The following is a 26,577-nucleotide window of genomic DNA, read 5'->3' as shown; positions in this document are numbered from 1 at the left end:
AATTTCGACTCAAACATCAGTTTAGAAATCGAACTGTGTAACCACATAACAAGGATTGTTTTGAAAGGAGTTTTCATGACTAAGATGGCTGTGTTCACATCTGCCGCCGTTCTTGCATTCGCTTTGGGCGCTCAAGCTCAGCATAAAACGCAAGATTTGCTTATTAAACTAGCACCTGGCTACGAAGATGTAGAAATCCAAGGGGCAAAAACAGAGAAAATCACGGAAAGTCTAGTTCGTGTTCAAGCTCCAAAATCCATGAGTTTAAACACTTTGGTGAAAAATCCAGCGGTTGAGTACGTTCAACCGAACTATCCAATTCATTTGATGGAAGACTATCGCATCCAAGATCCATTGCGCAGAGCTGCTTTGGCAAAAATGTTGCGTCGCAACCCAGAGCCACAAGTTTTGGCGATCAAAGACAACCCAGAAATTCCTAACGCTCCGCAATCAACTCCGGGCGCGGATCCAATGTTCGATAAACAATGGGGTATGAACAACATCGGTGTCGTTGAAGCTTGGAAAGTCACTCAAGGTTCACCAGACATGGTTGTAGCCGTGATCGACACTGGCGTGGACTATACTCACGAAGATCTTTTGCCGAACCTTTGGAGAAATCCAAAAGAGATCGCTAACAACGGTATCGACGATGATGGCAACGGCTATATCGACGACACTATTGGTTGGGACTTTGTTTCTAACGATAACAAACCTTACGACCTTTCTATGGAGCCACTGGATATCCTTTTCAAAGGTGGTAACCCAGGTCACGGCACTCACTGCGCTGGTAACGTTGCCGCTCGCAACAACAACAGCAAAGGTATCGCCGGCGTTGCACCTAATGTAAAAATCATGTCTTTGCGTTTCATCTCTGAAAAAGGTCAAGGCACCACTGCTGACGCTATCAAAGCGATCAACTATGCAGTTAACAACGGCGCAAAAATCATGAGCAACTCATGGGGCTCTGAAGGCGAAGATCCAAACGCAGGCCAAGAAAACAAAGCTCTTCGCGATGCAGTTCAATTCGCCCAAGATAAAGGTGTCTTGTTCATCGCAGCGGCTGGTAACGGCCACAAAGGCGTTGGCTACGATAACGACAACGACGCGGCCCCTGCTTACCCTTCAAGCTACCCACACGACATCATCATCTCTGTGGCAGCAATCGACGCCAAAGACCAATTGGGTTCATTCTCCAACTGGGGCAACCGTTCAGTAGACATCGGCGCACCAGGCGTCGTTGTGTTCTCAACAACTGTATTCAACAACTACTCTGACATCGTAATCGATAAATACGGTTTCAAAGCAACATGGGATGGCACATCTATGGCCACTCCACACGTAGCCGGCGCAGCGGCCCTTTACTGGTCAGCTCACCCAGAAAAATCATGGCAGGATGTTAAAGCAGCGGTTCTTGGTTCTGCAAAACCAATCCCAGCCCTCAACGGCAAAGTAACATCCAACGGCAAACTAGACGTAGGCGCTCTTCTGAAATTCTAATTTCAAAAGACCCAACAAAAAAAGGGAGCTAACCAAGCTCCCTTTTTTTATCCAAAATCCCAAATCTAAAAAAAGGAAGGCTCAACGCCTTCCTTTTTTTATTCTCTCCACTCCAAAAAATTCCAGAGCAACGGATTGTGAATTAAAGCCTGTTCACCACGGTCGGCAGTTTTAAAGCTGCTGGGCGCATGCCCGCACGAAGTCGGCCTCCGTGGGCGCCACGATGGCGCGCACTCGCCGCAGGCGAGCCACGGTTGAGCCCGGACGGCGTGCCGACGAAGCTGCGGGTGTGCGACCAGCAGATTTAAAACTGCCGATCGTGGTGTAGCAATGACTGTGTAATTCAGCATTCCAGAAAGCGTTTTCAGAACCGTAATTTGCCTCTAATCACTGTCCGAAAAACGATTAATACCAGCAAAAAAAACCAAAAAAGCGAGGTACTTCATGCGTCCACAGAGAATAGCCACTTCCCTGTTACTAACTGCATTTTTCGCAACTTCGGCCCAAGCTGCCAAATTCCAAATCGACCCAGCCCACACCAGCATCACTTTCAAAGTCCCCCACATGGTGATCTCGAAAGTAAAAGGCCGCTTTGAAAAATTTGAAGGCAGCTTTGATTTCGACGAAAAATCTCAAAAACTCGACAATGTTGTTGTTAAAATTCAGGCTGATTCCATCAACACGAATCAAGCCGATCGCGATAAGCATTTAAAGAGTCCCGACTTTCTGGACGTAGCGAAATTTCCAACGATCGATTTTAAAGGAACTAAGGTGATCTATGACACCGCCAAACCGAAAGAGGTTCAAGGCAAACTTACGATCCACGGAATAACGAAAGACGCGACCTTGGAAGTTGAATACAAAGGTGCGGTGACAGATCCAATGGGAGTTCGCCGCATAGGGTTCGAAATCGAAACAAAACTGAATCGCAAAGACTTCGGTTTGATCTGGAATAAAGCCTTGGAAACTGGGGGCGTTGTCGTTGGCGACAACATCGAAGTTGAAATCGAAGGAGAAGCGATCCTCCCAGGTAAAGCAAAATGAGATATCAAACTCCAAACTTTAAAGTGGGGATGGGCTTACACCCTTCTCACTTTTCATATTTAGAACATCAACCCCTGACCGACGTCGCGTGGTTTGAAGCCGCCACCGAGGATTACATGAATCCCCTATGTCGTTCGATGGAAGTCTTGGAGAACTTGCGCCACGACTATCCCATCGCCCTTCATGGTTCGCATTTGAATATCGGCAACGCGGAAGGCGTGGATTCAAATTACTTGCGGGAACTTCGAAACCTAATCGAGCGCGCGGAACCTTTTTTGGTTTCAGATCATTTGGCCTGGACCGGAGGAAGCCGCGAAAACCTGCATGGACTATTTCCCCTTCCGCTCAATCAGGAAAGTCTGCAAATTGTTTGCAACAATATCGATTCCGTACAAAGCCAGCTTAAGATGGTGATCGCCTTAGAAAATATCGCGACCTATGTGGATTTCGCGAAAAACGACAAAAGCGAAGCGGAATTTTTAGCCGAAGTTGCAAAAAGAACAGGATGTGGTTTGGTTTTGGATTTGGGCGCTCTTTTCGTGAACTCACAAAACCATGGATTTAATCCCCACAAATATTTGCAAAACCTTCCGCTGAATCAAGTCGTGCAAGTTCACCTGTCTGGTCCCACAGAAACTGAATCCTATTGGCTGGACAGAAAGGCGTCGGAAATCACACGCCCTGTATGGGATTTATTTAAGCTCCTGGCGCCACATATTCGCCACTTGCCGATCGCAATTGAAAGACATCGCAATGTTCCTGAATTCAGCGAACTGGAAATGGAAGTGATCAAAGCTTCTTTTATATTGGAGAACAACAATGAGCTTGAGCGAAGCACAGCATCTGTTTAAAAAAAATGTTCTGAACGGAGAAGTGGACAATCCATCGCTGGAGCAACTGCGACCCGCGGGAAATCTGCCTCTGAATCTGGGATTCGAAATCTATCACGACATTTATTATTCGAAACTTGCAGGTGCGTTGGCGAAAACCTATGAAACCGTGGCTTGGGTTTTGGGCCCCGAGCTGTTTCATGATATCACGGCTCGTTACATCGCTTCGCAACCAACTGTTCCTTATCGACTGACGGATTATGGAGCGAACTTTTGCGAGTACCTGTCTTTGACTTCCAAAACCCGGGGGATTCCATTTTTGCAGGATCTGGCACAATTCGAATGGCTTCTTAAGGAAGTTCAAAATGCGGCCACTCCAAATCCCCTACCTCAGGACGACATCAAACGTTTTGAACATTCAAATAACTTTCGCATCAGCTTTATCGCTGCGATGAGAGTTTTTCAAAGCATGTATTCGACTACTGAACTGTGGAAGCGCCGCAAAGAGCCGCGGTACGCCTATGAGGAAATCAATTGGAATCAGCCAGAGAGTGTTTTGATCTATAAAAAAGAGGGGCAACTATTGGTGGAAGCCCTTGATCCGACTCACGCTGAAATTATTTTGGATCTGCAGGAAGGCAAAAATATTTCGGAAGCGCTTTCGGGCTTCTCGGAAGTCATCTCGCCTGCTGACAACACCAAATTATTCAGCACATTGATGAGAGCAGGCATTATTGACGACATTGAGGAATTATAAACGAGTCGAAGGAAGGGGGCTGCGAAGATCTTTCGCGGTTCCTTTCATTTGCACCGTCATGCCTGCCATTCCTCGGCAAGTTTCCGAACAGTAACGACAAGTTTCCGCACATCGAGCCATGAGTTCGTCATCATAGGAGGCGCAGATCGCCGCACACGCTGTCGAAAGTTCAAAAGAAAGTTCACATGCTTGATGATGAAACTCTAAATCCGCCAACATCATTTTTGAAGAAAGCTGACAGGCCTCTGTACACATTTGCAACATCGCTATTTGCTTTCCAGACACACCTTGCTGCAGCAGATAGTGAAGAGCTTCCATACATGCCTTTGTACAATTCATGCACGCTTTAATACATTTCGCCATGTCGCTGTCTTGCATTGGAATCGACGCCATAACACACCTCCCGATCAAGATTAAAGGTCTCACCTTTATTCTATGGGAAAAGCGTCAGGCTATTGGGATTTTGTTAGATTGCAACAAGGCCCCGTGTTTCCTATCAGGGCCTTGTTAGCTAGGACTAACCTTCAGTCCCGAGGACTTCGGTTTTTTTGATCATTTCTTCGAGAGTCGCTTTGAAGGCAACTAATTGTTCTTGGGAGAACTGTTGCGCCCAAAACTCTTTCAAGCGTGGATACCACTGTGGGAAAATCTCTTTCAAAGTGCTGTCGCCTTTTGGTGTCAATTTGATCACAAAAGAACGACCGTCCTTTACATGTGTTTCGCGCACGATCAATTCATTCTTCTCCATATTGTTCAACAAGCCCGAAATCGTTGCTTGCGTCACTCCTGCTTTAGAAGCGAGTGCAGAAGGGCTTAGTCCCTCTGGTGCGTTTCTTAGCATGTAAAGAAGTGTGAATCGTCCGCTGGAAAGACTGTATTTGGATAGTACACCTTCAAGGTGATTGTCCAACTCATTTGCCACCTTCATGAAAAGAAGGTTCGAGTGAAGAATTCCTGCATCCACCTCTTCCGTGTGCAGATCTCCGCAAGAAGCTTTTAACTCTTGTTCCGTCGGCAAGTCCTGAATAAATAATTTCGCCATTTTTGTCTCCTGGGTAGTTATTTTGCTTCTATTATTGTTACAATTAAGATTCTGTTCAGTTTTTGTTAAATTTTAGTTCTTCAATTTCCAATCTCTTGAAGTAATTAGACGTGCCCCGCGTTTGGAGAAGATGTAACTCCACGTCCACTCTGCCATGACAGAGATTCTGTTCTTGAATCCGATCAGGTATAAAACGTGAACGAATAACCAAGCTAACCAAGCGATGACTCCAGTCATTCTCAGTGAGTTATACTGAGCAATCGCTTTTCTTTTTCCGATAGTGGCCATTTGGCCCTTATCAAGATACTTAAAGGAGCTTCGCGCTTTCCCTTTGATACTTTGTAGTACCACATTACTTACAAATTTACCAGCTTGCATTGCCGCAGGAGCTAATCCTGGCAAAGATCTATTTTCTTCGATTTCGAAATGGGCCATGTCACCAATAACAAAAGTGTCTTTAAAATTCTCAATTGAGAAGTCATCTCGAACAATAACTCTACCCGCGCGATCCTTAGCAACATCTGGAGTGAATTTCATTCGAGAAGCTTGCACACCTGCCGCCCAAAAAACAGAGCGAGAGGGTATAAATTCACCGGCGATTATCACTCCGTTTTCATCTATCTTTTCAACGCGAGAGGAAACACGCACTTCCACACCGATGTCTTTCAAATCCTGCAGCGCGTGTTCCGAGAGTTTTTCGTGAAACGAAGCTAAAATTTTAGGACCTGCTTCCACGAGCAGCACGCGCGCATTCGCAGGATTTATATGATTGAAATCTTTTACCAACACTGTGCGAGCGATGTCAGCAATGGCACCTGCGAGCTCCACTCCTGTGGGCCCAGCTCCCACCACGACGAAATTTAGCAGCGCCTTTTGTTTTTCTGGATCCATTTCATTTTCGGCAGCCTCAAACGCAGAAAGAATGCGACGACGAATTTCTGTGGCCTGCTCCACAGTTTTTAATCCAGGGGCATGCTCTTCCCATTCGGGATTTCCAAAATAGCTGTGCTGAGCACCGGCTGCGACAATGAGGTAGTCATAGGAAAGTTCAACACCGTCAGTGATAACGAACTTTTTTTCCAGATTTACACTTTCGACACGACCCATGTGAATTTCTACATTTTCAACTTTAGAAAATTGGGCGCGAATGGGAACGGCAATATCAGAAGGATTTAATCCGGCCGTTGCAACTTGATACAATAGAGGTTGGAACAGATGATGGTTGCGCTGATCAATTAAAACAACGTGGACTTGGTCCTTGTTGGCCAAAGATTTCGCGGCATTTAATCCCGCGAAACCTCCACCGATAATTACGACTAACTTTTTCTCACTATTTTTCGGGTGCTGTAACGGCATAATCACTGACTCCACTTTCGCGTGGTGCGCCAGCCGTGGCTTCCTCGTGAGACGTTTCTTCTTTTGTAGCAGAAGTCATTTTACTGCCCAGTTTATTTGCCCAAACTCTGAAACGATCGACATACGTGAATACGGCAGGTACCACAATCAGGGTTAGAATTGTCGATGAAATCATACCACCGATAATCGCCACCCCCATAGATGTACGAGTTTTAGATGCCGCATTCATGCCGATTGCCACTGGCAATGTACCAGCGATCAAGGCGAATGAAGTCATCAAGATTGGACGAAGACGCGTTTTACCCGCTTGCACCAGGGCATCTGCACGTGTTTTACCTTCGGCCATTAATTGGTTCGTCGTATCTACCAACAAGATACCATTCTTACCCGCCACCCCGATCAACATAAAGAAGCCGAAAATCGCGAACATTGAAAGCATCTGATTCGCAAGATACAGACCCAAGAAAGCTCCACACAATGCAAGCGGCAAGGCCACCATGATTGTAATCGGCGTAATGAAAGACTCATAAAGTGACGCCAGGATCAAGTAGATGAACATCACCGCGAAACCTAAGGCCATCATTGTAGAACCCGCAAGTTCTTGCTGGTTCTCGGCATCACCACCGAAGTTGTAGCGAACGCTTGAAGGGAATGCTGTTTGGCCCCCCTCGGCAGTCCATTTTGCTACGTCAGCGATAACTGTACTTACACCAACACCTTGAGCAAGCCCCGCAGTGATCTGGATGTAACGACCACGATCCATACGATCAATCGATGCCGGACCGGAGGAAAGATCACCGTTCGCAACATCTTTCAGGCGAACCAACTTGCGATTCACGTTCGGAACGTAGACATCATTGAACGTCTGTTTCAAGTCACGTTGGTTTTCAATCAACCGCACACGAACTTCATACTCACGTCCTTTTTCACGGAATTTCGCTGGCGTCATTCCCTCAACTTGTGCACGAAGCTCGGCACCCATTGTTGACGTATTGATACCGTATGCTTTTGCCGCACCGGGCTTCAGCTCGACCTGCATCTCCGGCTTACCAGGACGATAGTTCGAGTCCACGTCCTTAAAGCGTGGATCTTTTTTCAAAGCATCCAACAATTTCGTCGCTGATGACTCTAGATCTTTTGGATCTGGAGAGATGATGTTCATCACAAAGGGCTGCTGAGCCATACCACCCGTAGAGTCGTATTTCTTAACAACTGGATTTGCGAAAGCGAAGTCTGCGAACTTTTGACGTAAATGATCACGGAAAGCCTCCGTTTTCATTCTGCCTTTTACGTCTTTCATTCTAACGTAGAAGCTCGCCTTGTTTGATTCACCATAGATATTACCAACGATCATAGTTGTGTAATCGATAGCTGGGTCTGCGTGCATAATCTTATCGATCTTGTTAGAGACTTCCTGCATACCATCCAAGCTTGTACCCGGAGTCATCTCAAGAGTTACTGTGATCTCGCCCGAGTCGTCATCCGGGATGAATGTTCCCGGAACTTTCGTCACCGTATAGATCGACAGGAAGAAGATCATCAATGTCGCCACGATCGTCATAATTGGATGGCGCAAAGTTACACGCAGAAGTCTTTCGTAATATCTTTCAAGCATCGATTGGAAGCGGTCGAAGCCACGCACTAAACGGCCCAATGTTTTGTCATAGATACTTGTAGGTTTAAAGTCTTCGTGAGAACCCCCATGGCCTCCGTGACCTTCACCCGCAAAGTAAGCTGTCAGCATCGGAATGATTGTCATCGCAACGAACCAAGAAATGATCATCGAGAATACAATCGTGAAACCGAACTGCTTTAAGAACTGACCGATTGTACCGGACATCGTACCTACTGGAACGAATACCGCGATAACAACCAGAGAAATCGCCATAACGGCCATTTGAATCTCTGTCGTACCTTTTTCCGCAGCCACCAGGGAATTCTCACCCAATTGCATACGACGATAGATATTTTCCACGACGACGATCGCATCGTCGACCAGAAGACCAACCGCAAGGGTCAAGGCCAACATCGATACGATATTCAAAGAGAAACCCGCAAGCTTCATCAACATAAAGGCACCGATCAAAGATACAGGCAATGAAACCGCCGTAATCAAAGTCGTACGCACGCTACCCAAGAAGAAGAACACTGTGATAACTGTCAAAAGAATCGCGATGATGATCGTCTCGTTCACGTCATAAAGATTGTCTTTAATTTTTTGCGAAGCATTCGTCACCAGTTTGATTTGTGGCGCACCTTCCATTTTTTCCAGCTCTGGACGGATTTTCTCCATTTGTTTGATAACGTCATCGGCCACCTTCACAGTGTTGGAACCGGATTGACGATAGACTTGCAAGAAGATCGCTTTTTCGCCATTTACAAAGGCGCGAGACGCTTCGTCTTCCAATGTGTCTTTAACAACACCCAAATCAGAAACACGCGTTGGAACTTCATTTCCGTAAAGATTTACCAAAGTATCTGCAACGTCAGCTGTATTTCTAAACTCTCCCAAACCACGGAATACCAGCTCTTTACCACCTTGGTTTACTTTACCCGATGGAATGTTCTGCCCCATGGCGCCTACTTGACCTGCCACTTGGGTAACGGAGATCTCGCGGTTTTTAAGTTTGTTGCGATCTAAAAGAACATGAATTTCTCTTTTACGACCACCCAGGATATCGATCGCACCCACGTTGTTCACTTGTTCCAAGCGAGGTTTGATCATTTGATCGGCGATGTCATAAAGAGCCGCGTCCCCGATGTTTCCTTTTGAAGACAATGCGATCATCAAGATAGGCGTATCAGACGGGTCGAATTTTTTGATAACTGGGTCATCAACTTCATCTGGAAGTTTCGGCTTAGCGATATTTACTTTATCACGTACTTGTTGTTCCGCGTATTTCGAGTCCACTGACGAAACGAACTCGACGATAACTTGCGAAACACCTTCCATATTTTTGGAAGTCATACGTTTGATACCGGAAATTGTACTGACTTCGTCTTCGATAGGACGAGATACCAGAGTTTCAATTTCGGAAGGACCTGCACCTTTATAAGTCGTCTGTACAGTTACAACCGGAACGGATACGTCAGGAAATAAGTCGACCGGCATGGATTTGTATCCGGCCCAACCGACAACAACGATCGCAATGGTTACGCAGGTAATAAAAATCGGTCTGCTGATGGAAATCTTTGGTAAGCTCATGACTATTTCCCTTCCTCAGGAGAGGCTTGGTAAAGTTTGATTTGTGTTTGCAGTGCCAGGATATTCGCTGCAGACTTCACGCGGTTCAAAGCGGAAGCTGAGTAATCTTGTTCGAACAACAATACTTGGTACGTTGTTGTTCGACCCTGACGAAGACGTGTTCTTTCCACGTCCAATTTAGTCTTTTGCGCTTGTTCAATTTTACCCAACAAAACCAAGTTGTCGCGCGCATCAGTAATATTTTGAGTTAAATTGATCCAGTCTTGTTCTTGCGCATACAACGCGTACTCCCGATTGTATTCTGCTGCTCTGACGTTTTTATCCGCACCAGCTTTGGTGTCGCCTGCTGCACCAATATTCAAAGGCATGTTGAAGCGCATGCCAATATAGCCCGTGTCCGTGTCCGTATAACCTGCGTTTTTCATCGCTTGGTTATAATCATCATCACGGCCATTCAAAGCGTAAGTTGTATAAATATCTAAGGTTGGACGGTTACGTTCTTTCACGACTACAGCATTGGCTTTCGCTGTTTGTAGTTGAGCCTGCGTTGCTTTCACATCGTAACGTTCGCCAGGGCGAGCCGTCGGTACAGTGATTTTTTCCAGCTCTGCATAAGGAACTGTTTCAAGACTGTCCACTGGAGCTGTCGCTGGTCTATTTAAAAATTTGTTGAAGGTACGAAGAGCCTCACGTTGTTCATTGCGAGCCACTTGCAACTCCAAACCACGAGCTTCAACCAAGGCCCGAGCTTGAACCACGTCGGCTTGCTCCCCTAGGTTCATACTGCGCTTGCGACTTACGTAGCTCATGATATCGTTCGCTGATTTAGAAGCGGCTTCTTGAATTTTAACAACGTCAGACCACGCAGAAAGTTTCCAGTAAGCAGCTTCAGCTTGCGCCAAGTAAGCTGTTGACTGGTAGGAAGCCTGATATTGCTCGGCATAGTTACTTTGACGAAGCAAATCCGCGTTCGCACGAGCGGTACTACCGAAACCACCGCCCCACACTGGCATTGTCAATTCGATCTTAGGAGTCGCATCCCAATATTTAGACATTGTGAATGCAGATCCTGCATTGTCGAAGGTTGTCTTTTGCATTGTATAGTACAACTTACTTTGCAAACCAAAATCGAATTGTTGCTGAATGCCCAAAGAGTATGTCTCAGTATTCACGCGATCATACATTTTCGGCTGACTTGGTTTACCGTCATGACCCGTATTGAATTCAGCAAAAAGTTTTGGGGTGAAAATCAAATCTGCTTCGCGAGCCTCAAGGTTGTTACCTTCTGCTTGCGTAGTAGTTCCTTTATAACTGTTACTGTCGGTCTGCACTTGCTCGAGATATTGAGTCAACGTGACACCTTGAGCTTTCGTTGCAGCTATTCCTATTAAAAGGAAAGCCATAGCAGCTCGCAGTACAAAACATCTGTCGTTTTTAGCTCCACCCTGGTTCATCATGGGTCCATCTCCTGATTCACTAATAAGTAATCACTTACTTACATACTTTTACGGCATTTTTACGAAGTACTCAAGCAATTACTTACTTGTGGACATTCTTATTTTATGATACATTTACTATTAATAAGTACTTTCAAGTGCTTATGTGCTTTAAAAAAGATAACCCAGGAGCTCAATATGGGAGACACCTCTCAACCTTTATCGAAGAATACGGATCAAAAAGAGACCGCTTCTCGATCTAAGACTAAAAAAAGAGATAGATCCGCATCCGAAGAACGCCTGCTTCAGGCCGCCGAGGATATCTTTGCAAAACACGGCTTTAATGGCGCCACAACCCGCATGATCGCCGACAAAGCCAAGGTCAACGAATCACTTATAGGCCGCTATTTCGACGGCAAAATGGGGCTGTTGCTTGCGGTGTGTGAAACACATATCAAAGATAAAGTTCAACAAGATACGCTTATGTACCCAGCGCAAGCAACAGTGCACGAAGAGTTAACTTCATTGGTGGACTCTATGTTCGAACATCATTGCAAAAAGGACGAGGAGTTTTTTAAAATCGTGCTGGGCCAATGTCTTGTGGATGCGAAGTTTTTGAAACGCATTCGCGAAATCGCTCCCATCAGTCTTTATATTAATCAGGTTATTGAGCGCCTCGAAGTACTTCGCACGGAAGGAAAAGTGAAAAAGGACGTCGATTTAAGACAGGCGATGGAAATTTTTGATACATATTTTCATGGCTCTATGTTTTTTGATAGGATCTTACTTGGCACCGACGTGGAGAGCATCCAAGCGAAATTGAAAATCTTCATCACTGGTTTGGCCGAGTCTTTAAGCACCCACAAGTGATTTCATGTATTCCGAGCTGTCGGCGGGAGGGATAGGATCCACTTGTTCCTCAGGAGTGATGCGAATGTTCACTCCAGGAGGCACGACCTCATTGCCCATCACCTCTTGCTCCGTAGGATACTGGCGCGCATATTTCCAAAGATCCTTGTGATAGGACAAAAGCAAACTACCATTTTGCAAAGAGTTTAGCAGCACTGGCAAAACCTCGAGTGCAACTGCGAAGCAACCTTGACTCCAACCGAGGCGACCATTGCGTTGAATAAAATCATCGCTGACATACTTTGCTCCGTGCAAAACGATCAAGCGATCCTTGGCATTGTCATTGGAGCGATCAATCCCCTCGAGCTTTAAGGAGGGGCCATTCTTGGCACTGTTATAGGTGCCTTTTGCATAGTAAAATCCAATGGAACTTTTCCAGGAATCCATTAGATTTGAAAAGCTGCGCGTTTCTAAAACGCCAGAATTAATTCCATGAGACACATAGAATCTTTCCACCACACCCGTATCCAGATGCAGGAAATACAGGCGCTTTTCAACGGAAATCAGGGAGTAGTCCACGATCACTGCAGTCTTAGTATTCGCAATTCGACCCGCATTATAATCGAACATGCGAAATAAAAGATTCACGGGCTCTTCCGCGACTCCTTGAGACAAAACGGTTTGATAAAGATTTTGCCCCGTCGTTGTTTTGCGATTGAACATAGAGTTCGGCGCGTTCACCGCCAAAGATAAAACTGAAGACAACAAGATAACAATGCTGCTTAGGCATGACAAAAGCGTGATTCTCATATCATCAAGATTCGCAAAGGAGTGGTGGCACTGCAACCAGGGAACTGCAACACACCACCGCTCCTGAGATAAAACAAATTTTCTGGAGATCTATTCTTTTTTCTTGATTGCGCCCATGTAGGAATATGTCCAAGGTCGGTAAGCCATCAACACACCAGCATCCACTGTGGCCGTGTTATGCTCAGCATCGAAGCGAGAATCTTCCTGCATTTCCATCGCCAGCTTTTCCATTTTCCCTTTGTACTTCGCTAATGTCGAGGGACTGATTTTGATTAACGTAAAGCGCACGAAATCCTCGGGCTTGAAATCGTACATCAAATAAGTCGTCTTCATTTGTTCAAAAAGGGCTTTACCAATGGGCCCATCTCTGCGGAAACGCAAAAATCCATGACGTTTGAATTTTACTTTGTCGCGCGGATGAAGTTCGATCAAATTCAATCGATCCAGCTGAAAAAGATACTTTTGGGCCTCCGCTTTGGGAATTTGGTATTCTTTTTCGATCTTTTGCGGAGTGCGCTCGTCATGAAGCAACATATAGTAATGCAGCAGACGTGTGTTTTCGGCCAAGGCGCGCTCTTGCTCATCCGTCAGAAGATAAATTTGCGTTCCGTCTTCCAGATTTGCGGACTTAACCACTTCTGAAAAACTAAGATCCGCCACACGACAGATTTCTTCTAAACGCTCTAAGCTCAGGCTTTTACTGGAAAGAATACGTTTCACGCTGGATTCGCTGAGGTTTAGCGCTTTAGCCAAATCCCTGTAGAGTACGTTCTTTGCTTTCAAAGCGCGTTTCAACGACGCCAAAAACTGATCTATTTGCGACATACCAGCCTCCACTTAGCAGAGTACTGTATATTAGTACCTGACGCAATTCCCTTGTCGGATTTCCTTATATTCATTAGAGTTGTCCACGATGCAGCCCTCAGAAAACGCTCTTCTTTTTAAACGCCCTCTTTTATTTTATATAAAAAACAATCCCCGCGCTTTTAGTTTAGGGATGTTGTTTTTGCTTTTCACGAATGCGCTGGACGGGATTTATCCGTTGGTGATGAAACAAATCATCGACAGCATTGAAGCCCGCGCACCGATGAGTGAAGTCACCAAGACCTGCATGATCTTTGCCTTGGTCATGGCAAGCCTCGCAGCCACTCGCCTGGGCTGGCGTGCGTTTTTTGGTAAATTCCATACTTATGCGGCAGAAGATATTCGCCGTCGTATTTTCAACCATCTAACTTCACTGGGTCCCAATTTTTTCCACAAGAATCAGGTGGGCGAGTTAATGAGTCTTTTGACGAATGACGTGCAGTCTTTCCGTCAGGCCATCGGACCGGGCCTTTTGATTCTGGCAGATGGCGTGATCATCATTGCGATCGTATTTCCGATCATGGTGATGATGAACTGGTCTTGGACTTGGAAGGTTTTGATCTTTCTGCCACTAGTTCCCTTGATGATCTGGAAAGTGATGAAACTGATTCACACGAATTACAAAATTCAACAAGATCGCTTCTCCGAACTTACTGGCGTTGCCCAGGAAACTGTCGGTGGCATCCGCGTGATCAAAAGTTTTTCCCAGGAACACAACCGTACGCAATTATTTAACGGTGTCAGTGCTGCTTTTGAGAAAGCTTGCAACAAAGTAGCCAAAGTGGACTCGCTGTTCGTTCCGGTTATGGAGTTCGGCGTGACATCGGGAAGCGTGATCCTGCTCTTTGTCGCGAAAGACGACTTGTATGCCGGTACGGTCACAATCGGGACGTTCTTTGCATTTCATCGCTATATTCAAAAAATGGTCTGGCCGATGACAGCATTGGGCATGGGCTTTTCGATGATGCAAAAAGGCTATGCCTCCTTTGAACGTATCAAAGATGTTTTGAAAACGGATACCGACATCCCTGATAACGGAAAAATTGAAATCACACGTTTTGAGAAATTGGAATTCAGAAATGTTTCCTACAAACATCAAAGCAGTACCGTTTACGCTTTAAAGAATGTTTCTTTCACGCTTAAAGCGGGAGAAAGCCTGGGCATCATGGGCCCGGTGGGAGCTGGTAAAACAACTTTGTTGCACTTGCTGACACGTCTATACCCATTAACCGAGGGTGAGATCTTGGTGAATGGTCATGCGATTGAAGACATCACACAGGAATCTTTGCGTAAGACATTCCTGTTGGTTCCTCAAGAGGCCTTCCTATTCAGCGAAAGCATTTCAGAAAACGTTAGCTTCGGCTTAACCGAGCGCGCATCAGACCAGGATATCCTGCGTATGACCGAAACCGTGGATTTAACCCGCGAGATTCAATCACTCCCCCATCAGTTTGAATCCCAATTGGGCGAGCGTGGAGTGAATTTATCTGGTGGCCAAAAACAGCGTCTGACAATTGCCCGGGGATTGATTATGAAAACCCCCGTTTTGATTTTGGATGATTCGCTAAGCGCCGTGGACACCCGCACAGAAAAAGCGATCGAAAATGAACTTGGTAAAGACAAGGGTTCCATGAGTCGAATCATCGTGGCTCATCGCCTGTCTTCGCTTAAAACTGTGGATCGCCTGTTAATCCTTCGTGATGGTGAAGTGGAGGCGCTGGGAACTTACCAGGAAGTTCTAAAAGCAAGCCCGACATTCCAAAAAACCGTTAGCATTCAAGGCCAGGAGGTGAATCATGAGTAATGATAACTTCATGAATGAAGACTTGGTTAAAACCAAAGTCACTTATCCGGTTTTATTTAAAAGATTGTGGCCCTATGCCCGTCGTGAAAAGGTTTTGCTATTTGCTGCCATCTTTGCAGTCTTTGGTGGAGCTTTGGTCGCCCGTCTGGTGCCAGCCTTGATCGGATATGCGATCGATCACGGTGTGAAGGGTAAGAACTATGAGCTTTTCACACAGGTAGCCTTTGCCTATCTGGGACTTGAAATCTTGCGCACATGCTTTTCATTTTCTAACAATATGCTTTTTCAGTTGTTTGGGAATCGCATGTTGTTTCATTTGCGCGAAGACTTGATGAACCACGTGCAAAGATTGCCTCTGCAATTCTTTAATAAGACTCCCACTGGGCGCATTGTCACTCGTCTTACGAATGACGTCGCCTCTTTAGGTGAGCTTTTCACGGAAGGCGTGATCACGGTCTTCACACAGTTCGTAGTGATTTGTTCGGTGGTTGTGGCGTTGGCGCTGATTTCCTGGAAACTGACTTTGATTTCCTTGTTGTTAGCTCCGGTGTTTATCGCGGCTTCGTTTTACCTAAGCAATAAAATCCGCGATATCTTGCACGAACAGAAAAAAAAGCTTTCAGTGATTAATGCCTTTTTAGCGGAAAATCTGAACGGGATCAAAGTTGTACAGTTGTACAACCGCATCCGTCGTAACCGCGATCGCTTCTCGAACCTGTCCACAGATTATCGCGATACGAATATGCGCTCGATCTATGCCTATGCAATGATGCAACCGATTATGAATCTGTTCAATGCGGTTACGATCACATCAGCCCTATATTTCGGGGGCTTGATGAGCGCCGAAAATTCCATCGCGATTGGCTCCTTGGTGGCCTTTCTGATGAACATTCAAGATTTCATCCCACCTTTACGCGAAATCCTGGAGAAATATCAACAGTTCCAAAATTCACTTACCAGCGCCGAACGAATTTTCACGCTGATGGATGAGCACAAAGAGTATGAATTGGATTCTTTGCAGAAAACAGAAATGGTTCGTGGTGACATTGAAATTCGCAATTTGAATTTCCGCTATGAAGAAAATCTGCCGTTGGTACTTAAAAATGTGAACCTGCACTTCCAGCCCGGGGAATCTATTGCTTTGGTGGGTCGTACGGGAAGTGGAAAATCCACGTTTATTTCCCTGCTTCAGCGTTTCTATGATGCGCCTGAAAAATCGATCTTTATCGATGGCCTGCCGATCGAAAAAATCGCACGCGAAGAAATTCGCCATCACGTCGGCGTCGTACAGCAGGACAACTTTATTTTCCGCGGGACTATTCGCGGTAACATTGGCCTGGGGGATCCAAAGGTCTCTGACGAGCAAATACTAAAAGCCTGCGAGAAAACCGGCTATATGGGGCTATTGACTCGTACAGGACGCGATTTAAACAGTCCCGTCGATGAACGCGGCGCCAATCTTTCCGTGGGCGAACGTCAGCTGATCGCATTTGCGCGCATCTTGGCTTTCAACCCTGACATTTTGATATTGGATGAGGCGACAGCGAATATCGATTCCGAAAGCGAGCACATTATCCAGGAAGCCACTCGCGAGATCACCAAAGGTCGTACCAGCATCATCATTGCTCACCGCCTGTCGACAATTGAACAGTGCGATCGCATCGTTGTCTTGAACCAGGGGGAAGTAATGGAAGTGGGTTCTCATCAGGAATTGATGGCCGCTCAAGGTATGTACTATCAATTTGCTTCAGCTGGGGCCAAATCACCTTTGATCGATGATTCCGAAGTCCCTAAAATGGAAGTGGCAGAAAAGTCTTAGACCTTCTGCCACTATTAAAATCTTTTCTGTAAATAATCTTAAGCTGCTTTGGGTGTCGTGAAGTTTTTGATACTTTCACGAACTGATTGGCTCACTGTCGTAAACTTCACGCCGTATCTTACCGCGTCCGTTCCTCTTGGCGCCATCTCTTTGATGAACTGTTTGCTAACGATTTGGCAGACAGCATTGAACGGCGGCACGCCATCACCTGGTTGAAAGTGAAGGAACAACGATTGACCCGGTTGTAAATTCGGATTGTCAATCAAGACACCCGCTCCACCAGCGCTGATCTCAAGCGCCTGTCCACGGAAAACTGTTTTGTTATTATGAACAATCAGGCTTGCACCGTAAGCTGCGCGCGCATGACGACGGCGGAAGAAGATCTCTGCCAAACCAGTGTCAGAGGATTGCTTCATCGCACGGATTTTGTCTGGTGCGAATTCTTCAACTTCAGCTACACGGCTCCAATTTGCCATGCGTGCATGCCAAATATAGTCGTATTCAAAAAGAGTTTTCTCCTGAAGCATTTGCACAACTTCAACGGGCGAAAAAGGTCCGTAGTTATTTCCCTCTTTAAGGATGAACCACTCTTTATCTTTCATTGTCTCTGCAACTTCTTCTGGTTTGCCGGGAGCGGACTCTGGACGAGCTGCAGGTTTTGATGTGACCTTCGCTGAAAACTCAGGATGCTCCATCAACATAATCCAGTCACCGATTGATTCATCATAAACATAATCTGTCCATTGGTGCTCATGGGATTCAACTTTTTGTAGGACGACTTCAAAAGTGTAAGGTCCAATATGAGTCCCATTATTTGAAAGATAATATTGTTTTCCCATTTGTTCAGTGCTCCTTGGGAATAACTATCGGTGCAAAATCCAGTCGACTTAACTGTCGGATATTAGACATTTTAAGCTAAAATGTTCCACGATTTTTCGTCAAACTTTTAAGCATTCTCCACTGAGCTGCAAATAAGCCTAAACAGGGATTCATGTTCTCCAAATGAAACACCAGACCCGCTCTTAGGACCAGTCCTGTGTCTTAGCCCCCTCGACCGCGGTAAATACATACACTCGTTCGTTTACTACCAAAAGCGATTCCCTAGGATAAAAGAAATAAAGCTACAACCGACCAGGTCGGGCATTCGTGGGGGATGTTGAAATGAGAAACGCGTTTTTTCTCGGCCTCTTTTCTTTCCTTATTCTTCTATTTTCTCTGGATTTATTTGCCGGCAACTGTCCACCCCTGATGAGGGGAAGCGACTCGCGAACGCTGTGGCGCCTTTCTGCTTATCAGCCTGCCAAAGGCGTAGCATTGGTGGTGCATGGACTGAATAACAATCCGGCGCGAATGGTGTCGATTGAAAATGCATTACGCGAAAACAGCATCGACGTTCTGCGCCTGTCGCTCTCGGGACACAATAATAATTTGAACATTTTTAAACATGTCACGGCAGAGATGTGGGAGCGCGATGCCCTTCGCGCTTACTGCCAGGCCAACGAACGAGCCGGGAAATATGGAATGCCTATATACTATGTCGGATATTCTTTGGGTGGGGTGATCGGCGTCACTGTTTCGAGTAAGTACAAGCAAGTTCACTTTGATAAAATGGTTCTGTTTGCTCCCGCAGTGGCGATTCGCAGAACCGCATTTATTATGCGCATTTTAAGAACCCTGAATCCGCTTACCGTCATTCCCAATCTATTCAATCGAGAAAACTATTTTGCAAACTCCACTGGGACACCGGTCTCGGCCTATCGAGCGACATTTGAACTGGCAAACTTCGCTAATCGACATCCCAACCGCCAGGCAATCAATGTGCCGACACTTTTATTTATTGATCCATTAGATGAGTTGGTCAGCCCTTCTGGCATCAGGTCTTTTATTGCAAACTATCGCTTAGATGAATGGAAGACGTTTGTTGTTCACAAACGTCCCTTTAGCTGGCAGTCGATCTTTCATCATTTGATGATTGATGCAGCCTCGGTTGGACAAAGAAGATGGCAGGAAATGAAAAGTGCCATGATCGATCACCTGGAAGGCAAAAATCTTATTCAAGACCACAGGCTTTCCTCCACTCCGGAGTGGGGAGAATCATTTTACGAGCTTTCAAATCAAATAATCCAAAGGTAAACACGGCTTCACTGGCAACCGTGCCATCATCTTTGATCATTTGTTGTTTCATGTGACCGATTTTACCTTCGTAGTCCATGATGCTGGAAACGATCGTGATGTTTTCACGCAGCTTAATTTCTTTTAGAAATTTGATATTCACTTCCAAAATAACAGGGCCTTGTTGCAGACGATGAATGTCGTTAAAGCCAAAGCCTCGCGGTGTGATCGCCTCCCAACGAGCTTCCTCGTACAAAGACAAATAAGTTGCATTATTCACGTGACCATAAGAATCGATATGTGTTTCGCGAATCAAAAGTTTATAATTACCAAATTCACTCATGGTGCTCCTCTTTCTATTTTAGGGCTTCGCGGATATGCGCAGAGGCAAGATCCAAAGCCCACACAACAACGGCGATCACGACGATAATGCATCCCACTTCGCGCCACATGGCTTGGCCTTGATATTGAATCAGCATGGTTCCAATACCACCACCGCCCACCAAGCCAATCACTGTTGCCATCCTTACGTTAATGTCCCAGCGATAGACCGTAAATGAAATATAAGGCAGAACCACCTGAGGGACAATCGCATACCAGATGGTTTGCACCTTGTTAGCTCCTGTTGATTCGATGGCTTCAATCGGACCATCTTCGACCGCCTCTACCATTTCAGAATACTGTTTTGCTAAGGAGGCCACAGAATGAATCATGAGTGCGAGCATCCCCGCGAAAGGACCAATCCCCACCCACACCGAGAAAATAATGGCCCAGATCAATGCTTCAATAGAACGAGTCACATTCAGGAAGGTTCGCAAAGCCAGATAGATCGGATAGGCCACCGGACCCCGCATAATATTTTTGGCGCAGAAAAAACTTAAGCCGAATGCAAAAGGAATGGCAATGCTGGTAGCAAGAAAGGCCATGAAGATTGTTTCAATAATATTTAAAACGGCTCGAGGCAGAACCTCCCAGTTCGGATTAAAGAGCCCTTTGAAAAGACGAACGGCCCCGGCAAAACCATTCTGGTCGAGTAACTCAATCAAGGAAAACTCCGTCTTAACTAAGGCCACCACAAAAGAAACTACCAGCAATGTAACAAACTGCCAGCCCCAGAAGGAGCGATACCACGGAACAGGCTCCGTCGCAGGATGCAGATCAAATAAAGCACCACCCAAGGTGCGCACTTTCATATTTCGCAAGGCCCAAGCGACAACAACCCCAATCAACATAAAGACGGCGACAAATAGTACATCTTTGGTTAAATCCAAAAGCTGCTCTTCGCTGGTCACGAACAATGCAACGGCCGTGCAGCTTAGTAAGAATGCGACACTCAAGGCATCAAAAAATATCCGGCGCAACATCCTGAGTCCCTTCTCCGTAAATTTTTTGAAACCATTCCTGCGTGATCTCTTCAGGTTTTCCCGTGAAAACGATCTGCCCCTCTTTCAAAGCAACGACTCGAGTCGCATACTTTCGCACCAAAGACAGAAAATGCAGATTCGCGACGACGGTAATGCCGAGCTCTTGATTGATTTTTTTCAGGTAGTCCATCACCACATGACAGGTTGCCGGGTCCAATGAAGCCACCGGCTCATCTGCGAGCAACAGCGTGGGATTTTGCATCAGGGCTCGTGCGATGGCCACCCGTTGCTTTTGCCCGCCGGACAGTTGATCAGCGCGCAAATGTGCTTTTTCGGAGATTCCTACGAGTTTTAAATTTTTTAAGGCCTCGTCTTTTTCCTGGGACGAAAACATGCCACAAAGACTGGGCAAAGTTTTTTTAACACCCAAAGCGCCCATCAATACGTTTTTAATCACACTTTGACGGGGAATCAGATTGAAGTGCTGAAAGATCATTCCCATCTTACGACGAAGGGAGCGCACTTGATCCGGGCGTTGAAGTTTACCGATATCCGAACCTTCGAAGATAATTTCACCACTGCTGGGAGTTTGCAGGCGGTTCAGACAACGCATCAGGGTGGACTTTCCAGAACCACTGAGCCCGATCACCACCAAGAACTCGCCCTTTTGCACATCAAAGCTGACGTCGCGCAAAGCTTGCACACCGTTAGGAAAAGTCTTGTTTAGGTTTTTCACCGACAAAAATGGTGTGCTCATTTATTTTCCTGCCGGAAGCATTTGTTTTAACATTTCGCGAACGCTTTCATAATCGGCATCCGTGGATCTTTTCAAATTGGTCGCTCCCAACATCAGATCCAAAGATTTTTTTCCCTCAGGTGTCGCCACCCATTCCAATAGCACATCGCAGATCTTTTCTTTCATTTCCTCAGGCATGTCTTTGCGAAAAACAATGGGATCGTTGGGAATGGGTTCAGATAGCTCGACGATTTTTACTTTTTGTTCAACATCAGGATATTGCAGCTTCACCAGACGACGGGCATCTTCGATCTGACCATTTTGCGGCGGACTGTAGTAAGTCGCTCCCCCGTCCACCTGACCCTGATAAATCATCGACACCACAGCATCATGATTCATAGCAAAGACAGTTTCCTTCGGCTCAATTTTTTTATCTTTCATGGTCTTTAATGGAAGCAAGTAACCCGACATAGACGCTGGATCAACGAAAGCCATTTTTTTGCCGTTAAAGTCTTTCAATGATTTGATACCACTGGAACTGCGGGCCAGAAACTGTGACTGATAAGTTCCCAATCCATAGCGAATCACCGTTAAGCGCGCTTGCACACCATAAGACTTATTCGCCATATAATAACCATAGGTATTGATCGCTGCGACATCAGCTCTGTTCGTGCCAAATGATTCCACGACCGCTACGAAGGATTGGGGAATTGTGATCTGAAACTTATAAGGTGTGGATTTTTCCAGATACTCTTTCAACAGCTTCGAGTTATCCGCAAGAACTTTGGCATCCACGGAGGGCACCAGATGAAATTTAATTGGATTTTCTGCAGTACCTAATGCGGCTTTTTTAAAATTGCAGCTGGAAATACTGAAGACGCACAAAAGTAAAGCGCAGTTCAAAAGAAGCTTCATGAAAACCCCCACGAATATTCTATAAAAGGACCGAGCCTCTGTTAACAAAGTCTTTGCCTTAACTGGACCCTAAACGCTACGATGGCCCCATGATCGATCAAATCCTTGTCAATATTCACACCTTGGTTACCGAGGGAAAAAAATGCCTCGTGGTTTTCGACTTGGATTCGACCCTCTTTGACGTCAGTCCCCGTATCGAAAAAATCCTGATGGATTTTGCTTTGGACCCTGAGAATATCAAACGCTTTCCCGAACAAGTTGCCTGCTTTTCAAAAATAAAAACAGAACACACGGATTGGGGTTTTACCAATGCTTTGCAAAGAGCCGGGCTGGATGGTCACCATCCAGAGTTTCAAGAAGCCGTCTCCTTGTACTGGCGTAAGCATTTTTTCTCGAACGACTATTTAAAATTCGATACACCCAACGAGGGGGCCCTGGAATACGTTCACGAAGTGATGAAAGCCGGGGCTGAGGTCGCTTACCTTACAGGTCGTGACCTGCATCGCATGGAGCCTGGTACGACACACCAATTACAGCAATGGAATTTTCCGTTAAATGATAAAGCCGTCCTTTTCGTAAAGCCCGATAAATCCATGGACGATGCGGAATACAAAACAGACTGGTTTCTAGCCAAGGACCGACAGGGATATGACAAAGTTTACTTCTTTGACAATGAACCCGTTATTTTAAACCTTATGGGAGCGAAATGCCCCCGTGTCGAAAGTATTTTTTTTGACAGCACCCACTCGGGCAAGGCAGAACCACCTCCTGACCTTCCACGAATTATGAATTTTGTCCTGAATCAAAGGAACTCTTAATGTTGTACCTAGTGGCAACTCCGATCGGTGATACCAGCGAGATTTCGCTACGTGCTTTGCAAATTCTGAAAGATTGCGAAGTGGTGATCTGTGAAAGTACGAAAGAAGCTTCTAAATTATTACGCGTTCACGGCATCTCTGGAAAAACCTATGAGATCCTGGACGAGCATTCTACTCCGGATGATAAAGCTGCTTTGGTGCCTTTGTGTGAAAAGAAAATGGTGGCGTTGGTGACTGATTGCGGAACCCCGGGGTTCTGTGATCCAGGTGCAGATTTGGTTCGCCTGTGTCGTCAAAAAAATATTCCTGTAAAATCTGTTTTGGGTGCTTCGGCTTTGATGGGCCTGCTGTCCTTAAGTGGTCAGCGCATTGATGAGTTCTTATTCCGCGGATTTGTTCCTGCAGAAACAGAAGCGCGGGCTAAAGCTTTGCGTGAGCTGACCAAAGAAAAGCGCGCCATCATTTTGATGGATACGCCTTATCGCCTGAAAAAAATGTTGGGCGATATGAAAGATCACTTTCCAAATCGTCGCATGCTTTTGTCTTTGAATCTTTCTCAGGAAGATGAATTGAATCTGGAAGGCACGATTGACCAAATCGCCAAGAAAGTTCCTTTTGAAAAAGCAGAGTTCATGCTGCTTCTTTATCCTGCATGATTCATCTTCCTGTCGATGATTTCACACCTTCCATCAAAGAACAGATGCTACAAGGGCAGAATCTGGTTCTGACTGCGGCACCCGGCGCGGGTAAAACAACTCGCCTGCCTCCTGCCTTACTGGATGTGGTTAAAAATAAAATCATCGTTCTAGAACCCCGAAGAATGGCCGCGATCGCTGCCGCACATCGTATCGCCGACGAAAATGGTTGGACCATTGGGGAAGAAGTCGGCTACCAAGTTCGTTTTGCCAATAAAACTTCTGCAAAAACACGCCTTATATTTATGACCGAGGCTTTGCTTGCCCGTCAGATGTTGGATGACCCGGAGTTATCCGATGTCGACCTGGTTATTCTGGATGAATTCCATGAACGCTCTTTGCACGTAGACTTGGCCCTGGGCCTTATCCGCGAACTGCAAGAACTTGGTCGCGATATCAAACTTTTGGTGATGTCAGCAACTCTTGAAGCTGAAAAGATCTCAAGCTACTTGGGAAATGCTCCCGTCGTCAGTGTTCCAGGTAAACTCTATGACCTGGAAGTTATCTATCAAAAAAACTCCCAGATTGTTCAAACCTTTCCGTCATTCTTTGATAATCTCGCGCAGCTTGTACGTGAAGCTGCTGGAAAAACTTCGAAAGATATTTTGGTTTTCCTACCTGGCGTGGGAGAGATTGAACGCGCCAAGAATACCCTGGAAGATTGGGCAAATGGTAAAGGGATCGATCTTATTCCCTTGCATGGCTCTTTGAATTTAGAAGATCAAAGACGTGCCTTACAAAAAGGTGCGCGCCAAAGAATTATACTTTCGACTAACATCGCTGAATCCTCTGTCACACTGGATGGCGTGAATACCGTTATCGATTCGGGTCTTGCGAAAAACATGAAGCAGGATTATCGCACAGGATTTTCCCGACTGGAATTGGGCCGTATCAGTCTGTCCAGCGCCATTCAACGTGCGGGCCGAGCCGCCCGTCAGTTCCCCGGCTTTGCCTACAAAATGTGGAATAAACTTGATGAGCATTCATTTTCAAAAAGCGAGATCGCAGAAATTCAGCGTATTGATTTGACAGAAAGCCTTCTGTTTCTTGCCGCCCAAGGTGTTAGTGATTTCCACAAGTTTTCGTGGTTTGAAAAGCCGGCAAATGTTGCCATCGATAAAGCTGCCCAATATCTGAAACTTGCTGGTGCCATTGACGACACTAATAAAATTACTAATCTGGGGCGTAAGATCTTGCACTTCCCATTGCCTGTACGTTTGGCAAAATTGATGTTGGTGGCTGGCGACAGAAATTCTTTGGAATTGGGCTCTGAACTTGCAGCGATACTGCAAGAGCGGGATTTCTTACGCCGTGAATTCGTCAGTTCCTTTTTAGGTGATAAAACGGAATGCGATCTTACGGTACGATTGGATCTTTTACAGCAGTTTAAAAAATCCGGCAAAGCTCCCCGTGAAGCAGGCTTCCTGGCTTTACAGACTGTCTCTCAATCTGCAAATCAGATTCTGGCACTGGCCAAAAAATTAGGCGGGGTTAAAAACATCCAGGCCGAATCGCAAGATTTAGAAATGCGCACTCTCTTACTTCGCGCGTTTCCGGATCGCCTGTGCCGTCGTCGTGGTCAATCCGATCGAGCTTTGATGGTCGGCGGTCGCGGTGTAAAGCTGCAGCAGGACTCCTTGGTTAAGACATCGGATTTCTTTGTCGCCTTAAGTGGTGTTGAGGGCAGCAGCGATGCTGAAACCATTGTCAGTCTGGCTTGTGGCTTTACGAAAGAATTCATCCTTTCGCACTTTAAAGACGAAATTCAAAAGATTCGTGATCTGACATTTATTGAAGAAAAAGGTCAGTTTTTTATTCGCGAGTATAAATCTCTGTTCGGTCTGCCACTCGAGGAGCCGTCGCTGTTGCCCGCCTCTCCAGATGAAGTGGAAGCCAAGTTGCCCCAAGTCCTGGTGGAAAAATGGCCCTTAGTTTTAAAGAACAATGAAAAGCTTTCGGAGTGGTGGGAGCGACTGGAATTCTGGCGACGCCATATCGACAATGGCACTCTTGACACCGAATTTTCATTTAGCCACGAACAACTTGAGGATTTAAAGCTTGAGGCCTTTTCCCAAGCCAGCATGGGTGAAAAGAAACTGCAGAGTGTTTTCGAAAAAGACCTGGTGTTCTTTATTGAAAACGTTTTCCCTGCGGACTTCATTAGAGCTTTCAATAAAGAATTACCTGCACGAATCACCGTACCCAGTGGCAGTCACATCAAAGTAACTTATCCATCCGACAAAGCTCCTTACCTGGAAGTTCGCATCCAGGAAGTTTTCGGCATGATGGAAACTCCCAAAGTTCTTTCGGGCAAAGTGCCTTTGACGTTTCATTTATTGGGACCTAATTTCCGCCCGGTTCAGGTGACTTCGAATCTGGAAAGCTTCTGGAAAAACGGCTATCCCGAGGTTCGCAAAGAACTTCGAATCAAGTACCCCAAACACCAATGGCCTGAAGATCCTGCCGATGGAACTCCAGAAGCCAAGGGCCGCCGTCGATTCTAAATTGGCTTGCGGATTGCTCTAATAAAACCATAGAAATTCTTGAGTTTTCAGACGGCAAACCCTTCGATTTGAGGTGGTTTTGCTGTCTAACGCGTGGACAGCAGTCCCGCAAAACGGAGC

At 45.9% G+C, this 26,577-nt stretch carries 23 protein-coding genes; 11 read left to right on the top strand and 12 right to left on the bottom strand.

What is annotated here, in order from left to right:
* Positions 1-75 precede the first annotated feature (75 nt).
* From DOM22_RS03635 to DOM22_RS03620, 4 genes are all read left to right on the top strand, one after another.
* Positions 76-1,497, top strand: a complete 1,422-nt coding sequence (locus DOM22_RS03635) for a S8 family peptidase (RefSeq protein ID WP_142699080.1) — start codon at positions 76-78, stop codon at positions 1,495-1,497.
* Between the two features lie 444 nt (positions 1,498-1,941).
* Entirely contained in the window at positions 1,942-2,541 is a 600-nt protein-coding gene (locus DOM22_RS03630) for a YceI family protein (RefSeq protein WP_142699079.1), read from the top strand.
* Positions 2,538-3,392, top strand: a complete 855-nt coding sequence (locus DOM22_RS03625; RefSeq protein WP_142699078.1) for a DUF692 domain-containing protein — start codon at positions 2,538-2,540, stop codon at positions 3,390-3,392. Before DOM22_RS03630 ends, DOM22_RS03625 begins: the two co-directional genes overlap by 4 nt.
* Positions 3,361-4,128 carry a DNA-binding domain-containing protein gene (locus DOM22_RS03620; protein WP_142699077.1) on the top strand — a complete coding sequence of 256 codons (768 nt, stop codon included), beginning with the start codon at positions 3,361-3,363 and terminating at the stop codon, positions 4,126-4,128. The genes DOM22_RS03625 and DOM22_RS03620 overlap by 32 nt, the downstream gene beginning before the upstream one ends.
* Here DOM22_RS03620 and DOM22_RS03615 read toward each other — a convergent pair.
* From DOM22_RS03615 to DOM22_RS03595, 5 genes are all read right to left on the bottom strand, one after another.
* Complete coding sequence (locus DOM22_RS03615; RefSeq protein ID WP_142699076.1) at positions 4,123-4,521, bottom strand: four-helix bundle copper-binding protein; 399 nt, start codon at positions 4,519-4,521, stop codon at positions 4,123-4,125. The two genes, DOM22_RS03620 and DOM22_RS03615, sit on opposite strands and share 6 nt — an antisense overlap.
* Positions 4,522-4,645: 124 nt before the next feature.
* A complete protein-coding gene (locus tag DOM22_RS03610) occupies positions 4,646-5,170 on the bottom strand; it encodes a MarR family winged helix-turn-helix transcriptional regulator (protein ID WP_142699075.1) in 525 nt (174 codons plus the stop codon).
* A gap of 72 nt (positions 5,171-5,242) precedes the next feature.
* Entirely contained in the window at positions 5,243-6,526 is a 1,284-nt protein-coding gene (locus tag DOM22_RS03605; RefSeq protein WP_142699074.1) for an NAD(P)/FAD-dependent oxidoreductase, read from the bottom strand.
* Positions 6,501-9,731, bottom strand: a complete 3,231-nt coding sequence (locus DOM22_RS03600; protein ID WP_142699073.1) for an efflux RND transporter permease subunit — start codon at positions 9,729-9,731, stop codon at positions 6,501-6,503. The genes DOM22_RS03605 and DOM22_RS03600 overlap by 26 nt, the downstream gene beginning before the upstream one ends.
* A gap of 2 nt (positions 9,732-9,733) precedes the next feature.
* Positions 9,734-11,188, bottom strand: coding sequence for a TolC family protein (locus tag DOM22_RS03595; RefSeq protein ID WP_142699072.1), 1,455 nt, complete (start codon positions 11,186-11,188; stop codon positions 9,734-9,736).
* Between the two features lie 177 nt (positions 11,189-11,365).
* Between DOM22_RS03595 and DOM22_RS03590 the strand changes: the two genes are divergently transcribed.
* Positions 11,366-12,037 carry a TetR/AcrR family transcriptional regulator gene (locus tag DOM22_RS03590; RefSeq protein ID WP_168196542.1) on the top strand — a complete coding sequence of 224 codons (672 nt, stop codon included), beginning with the start codon at positions 11,366-11,368 and terminating at the stop codon, positions 12,035-12,037.
* Here the strand turns inward: DOM22_RS03590 and DOM22_RS03585 are convergent.
* Together DOM22_RS03585 and DOM22_RS03580 are read right to left on the bottom strand one after the other, a co-directional pair.
* Entirely contained in the window at positions 12,020-12,826 is an 807-nt protein-coding gene (locus DOM22_RS03585; RefSeq protein ID WP_246845836.1) for a murein L,D-transpeptidase catalytic domain family protein, read from the bottom strand. The genes DOM22_RS03590 and DOM22_RS03585 overlap by 18 nt on opposite strands.
* A 90-nt stretch (positions 12,827-12,916) precedes the next feature.
* Entirely contained in the window at positions 12,917-13,651 is a 735-nt protein-coding gene (locus tag DOM22_RS03580) for a helix-turn-helix transcriptional regulator (RefSeq protein WP_142699070.1), read from the bottom strand.
* Positions 13,652-13,739: 88 nt separating this feature from the next.
* Between DOM22_RS03580 and DOM22_RS03575 the strand changes: the two genes are divergently transcribed.
* Both DOM22_RS03575 and DOM22_RS03570 read left to right on the top strand, forming a co-directional pair.
* Positions 13,740-15,494 (top strand): ABC transporter ATP-binding protein, encoded by a 1,755-nt coding sequence (locus DOM22_RS03575; RefSeq protein ID WP_142699069.1) that lies wholly within the window; start codon positions 13,740-13,742, stop codon positions 15,492-15,494.
* Positions 15,487-17,313 (top strand): ABC transporter ATP-binding protein, encoded by a 1,827-nt coding sequence (locus DOM22_RS03570; protein ID WP_246845835.1) that lies wholly within the window; start codon positions 15,487-15,489, stop codon positions 17,311-17,313. Before DOM22_RS03575 ends, DOM22_RS03570 begins: the two co-directional genes overlap by 8 nt.
* A 38-nt stretch (positions 17,314-17,351) precedes the next feature.
* On the opposite strand, the gene DOM22_RS03565 is transcribed toward DOM22_RS03570, so the two are convergent.
* A complete protein-coding gene (locus DOM22_RS03565) occupies positions 17,352-18,152 on the bottom strand; it encodes a GYF domain-containing protein (RefSeq protein WP_142699068.1) in 801 nt (266 codons plus the stop codon).
* A 307-nt stretch (positions 18,153-18,459) separates the two neighbouring features.
* Here DOM22_RS03565 and DOM22_RS03560 point away from each other — a divergent pair, with 307 nt between their 5' ends.
* Complete coding sequence (locus DOM22_RS03560; protein ID WP_142699067.1) at positions 18,460-19,446, top strand: carboxylesterase; 987 nt, start codon at positions 18,460-18,462, stop codon at positions 19,444-19,446.
* Here DOM22_RS03560 and DOM22_RS03555 read toward each other — a convergent pair.
* Genes DOM22_RS03555 through DOM22_RS03540 form a run of 4 tightly spaced genes read right to left on the bottom strand, consistent with a single transcriptional unit; the run spans position 19,364 to position 22,440 of the window.
* Complete coding sequence (locus tag DOM22_RS03555; protein ID WP_142699066.1) at positions 19,364-19,768, bottom strand: thioesterase family protein; 405 nt, start codon at positions 19,766-19,768, stop codon at positions 19,364-19,366. The genes DOM22_RS03560 and DOM22_RS03555 overlap by 83 nt on opposite strands.
* Before the next feature lie 13 nt (positions 19,769-19,781).
* A complete protein-coding gene (gene phnE / locus DOM22_RS03550) occupies positions 19,782-20,789 on the bottom strand; it encodes a phosphonate ABC transporter, permease protein PhnE (protein ID WP_142699065.1) in 1,008 nt (335 codons plus the stop codon).
* On the bottom strand, positions 20,767-21,546 hold the full coding sequence (gene phnC / locus DOM22_RS03545) for a phosphonate ABC transporter ATP-binding protein (protein ID WP_142699064.1): 780 nt from the start codon (positions 21,544-21,546) through the stop codon (positions 20,767-20,769). The genes phnE and phnC overlap by 23 nt, the downstream gene beginning before the upstream one ends.
* Positions 21,547-22,440, bottom strand: a complete 894-nt coding sequence (locus tag DOM22_RS03540) for a phosphate/phosphite/phosphonate ABC transporter substrate-binding protein (RefSeq protein WP_142699063.1) — start codon at positions 22,438-22,440, stop codon at positions 21,547-21,549.
* A gap of 89 nt (positions 22,441-22,529) precedes the next feature.
* Between DOM22_RS03540 and DOM22_RS03535 the strand changes: the two genes are divergently transcribed.
* The 3 genes from DOM22_RS03535 to hrpB are packed head-to-tail and all read left to right on the top strand — an operon-like array spanning position 22,530 to position 26,457.
* On the top strand, positions 22,530-23,258 hold the full coding sequence (locus DOM22_RS03535) for an HAD family hydrolase (RefSeq protein ID WP_142699062.1): 729 nt from the start codon (positions 22,530-22,532) through the stop codon (positions 23,256-23,258).
* On the top strand, positions 23,258-23,914 hold the full coding sequence (locus DOM22_RS03530) for an SAM-dependent methyltransferase (protein WP_142699061.1): 657 nt from the start codon (positions 23,258-23,260) through the stop codon (positions 23,912-23,914). Before DOM22_RS03535 ends, DOM22_RS03530 begins: the two co-directional genes overlap by 1 nt.
* Complete coding sequence (gene hrpB, locus DOM22_RS03525; RefSeq protein WP_142699060.1) at positions 23,911-26,457, top strand: ATP-dependent helicase HrpB; 2,547 nt, start codon at positions 23,911-23,913, stop codon at positions 26,455-26,457. The genes DOM22_RS03530 and hrpB overlap by 4 nt, the downstream gene beginning before the upstream one ends.
* The last annotated feature ends 120 nt before the right edge of the window (positions 26,458-26,577 follow it).

The organism is Bdellovibrio sp. ZAP7, from assembly GCF_006874645.1.
Lineage (GTDB): Bacteria > Bdellovibrionota > Bdellovibrionia > Bdellovibrionales > Bdellovibrionaceae > Bdellovibrio.
This window is presented reverse-complemented; position numbering and strand designations above follow the sequence as displayed.

Coding starts and splice junctions, on each gene's coding strand:
- DOM22_RS03635 (WP_142699080.1), top strand. CDS start 76: ATGACTAAGATGGCTGTGTTCACATCTGCCGCCGTTCTTGCATTCGCT.
- DOM22_RS03630 (WP_142699079.1), top strand. CDS start 1,942: ATGCGTCCACAGAGAATAGCCACTTCCCTGTTACTAACTGCATTTTTC.
- DOM22_RS03625 (WP_142699078.1), top strand. CDS start 2,538: ATGAGATATCAAACTCCAAACTTTAAAGTGGGGATGGGCTTACACCCT.
- DOM22_RS03620 (WP_142699077.1), top strand. CDS start 3,361: ATGAGCTTGAGCGAAGCACAGCATCTGTTTAAAAAAAATGTTCTGAAC.
- DOM22_RS03615 (WP_142699076.1), bottom strand. CDS start 4,521: ATGGCGTCGATTCCAATGCAAGACAGCGACATGGCGAAATGTATTAAA.
- DOM22_RS03610 (WP_142699075.1), bottom strand. CDS start 5,170: ATGGCGAAATTATTTATTCAGGACTTGCCGACGGAACAAGAGTTAAAA.
- DOM22_RS03605 (WP_142699074.1), bottom strand. CDS start 6,526: ATGCCGTTACAGCACCCGAAAAATAGTGAGAAAAAGTTAGTCGTAATT.
- DOM22_RS03600 (WP_142699073.1), bottom strand. CDS start 9,731: ATGAGCTTACCAAAGATTTCCATCAGCAGACCGATTTTTATTACCTGC.
- DOM22_RS03595 (WP_142699072.1), bottom strand. CDS start 11,188: ATGATGAACCAGGGTGGAGCTAAAAACGACAGATGTTTTGTACTGCGA.
- DOM22_RS03590 (WP_168196542.1), top strand. CDS start 11,366: ATGGGAGACACCTCTCAACCTTTATCGAAGAATACGGATCAAAAAGAG.
- DOM22_RS03585 (WP_246845836.1), bottom strand. CDS start 12,826: ATGAGAATCACGCTTTTGTCATGCCTAAGCAGCATTGTTATCTTGTTG.
- DOM22_RS03580 (WP_142699070.1), bottom strand. CDS start 13,651: ATGTCGCAAATAGATCAGTTTTTGGCGTCGTTGAAACGCGCTTTGAAA.
- DOM22_RS03575 (WP_142699069.1), top strand. CDS start 13,740: ATGCAGCCCTCAGAAAACGCTCTTCTTTTTAAACGCCCTCTTTTATTT.
- DOM22_RS03570 (WP_246845835.1), top strand. CDS start 15,487: ATGAGTAATGATAACTTCATGAATGAAGACTTGGTTAAAACCAAAGTC.
- DOM22_RS03565 (WP_142699068.1), bottom strand. CDS start 18,152: ATGGGAAAACAATATTATCTTTCAAATAATGGGACTCATATTGGACCT.
- DOM22_RS03555 (WP_142699066.1), bottom strand. CDS start 19,768: ATGAGTGAATTTGGTAATTATAAACTTTTGATTCGCGAAACACATATC.
- phnE (WP_142699065.1), bottom strand. CDS start 20,789: ATGTTGCGCCGGATATTTTTTGATGCCTTGAGTGTCGCATTCTTACTA.
- phnC (WP_142699064.1), bottom strand. CDS start 21,546: ATGAGCACACCATTTTTGTCGGTGAAAAACCTAAACAAGACTTTTCCT.
- DOM22_RS03540 (WP_142699063.1), bottom strand. CDS start 22,440: ATGAAGCTTCTTTTGAACTGCGCTTTACTTTTGTGCGTCTTCAGTATT.
- DOM22_RS03535 (WP_142699062.1), top strand. CDS start 22,530: ATGATCGATCAAATCCTTGTCAATATTCACACCTTGGTTACCGAGGGA.
- DOM22_RS03530 (WP_142699061.1), top strand. CDS start 23,258: ATGTTGTACCTAGTGGCAACTCCGATCGGTGATACCAGCGAGATTTCG.
- hrpB (WP_142699060.1), top strand. CDS start 23,911: ATGATTCATCTTCCTGTCGATGATTTCACACCTTCCATCAAAGAACAG.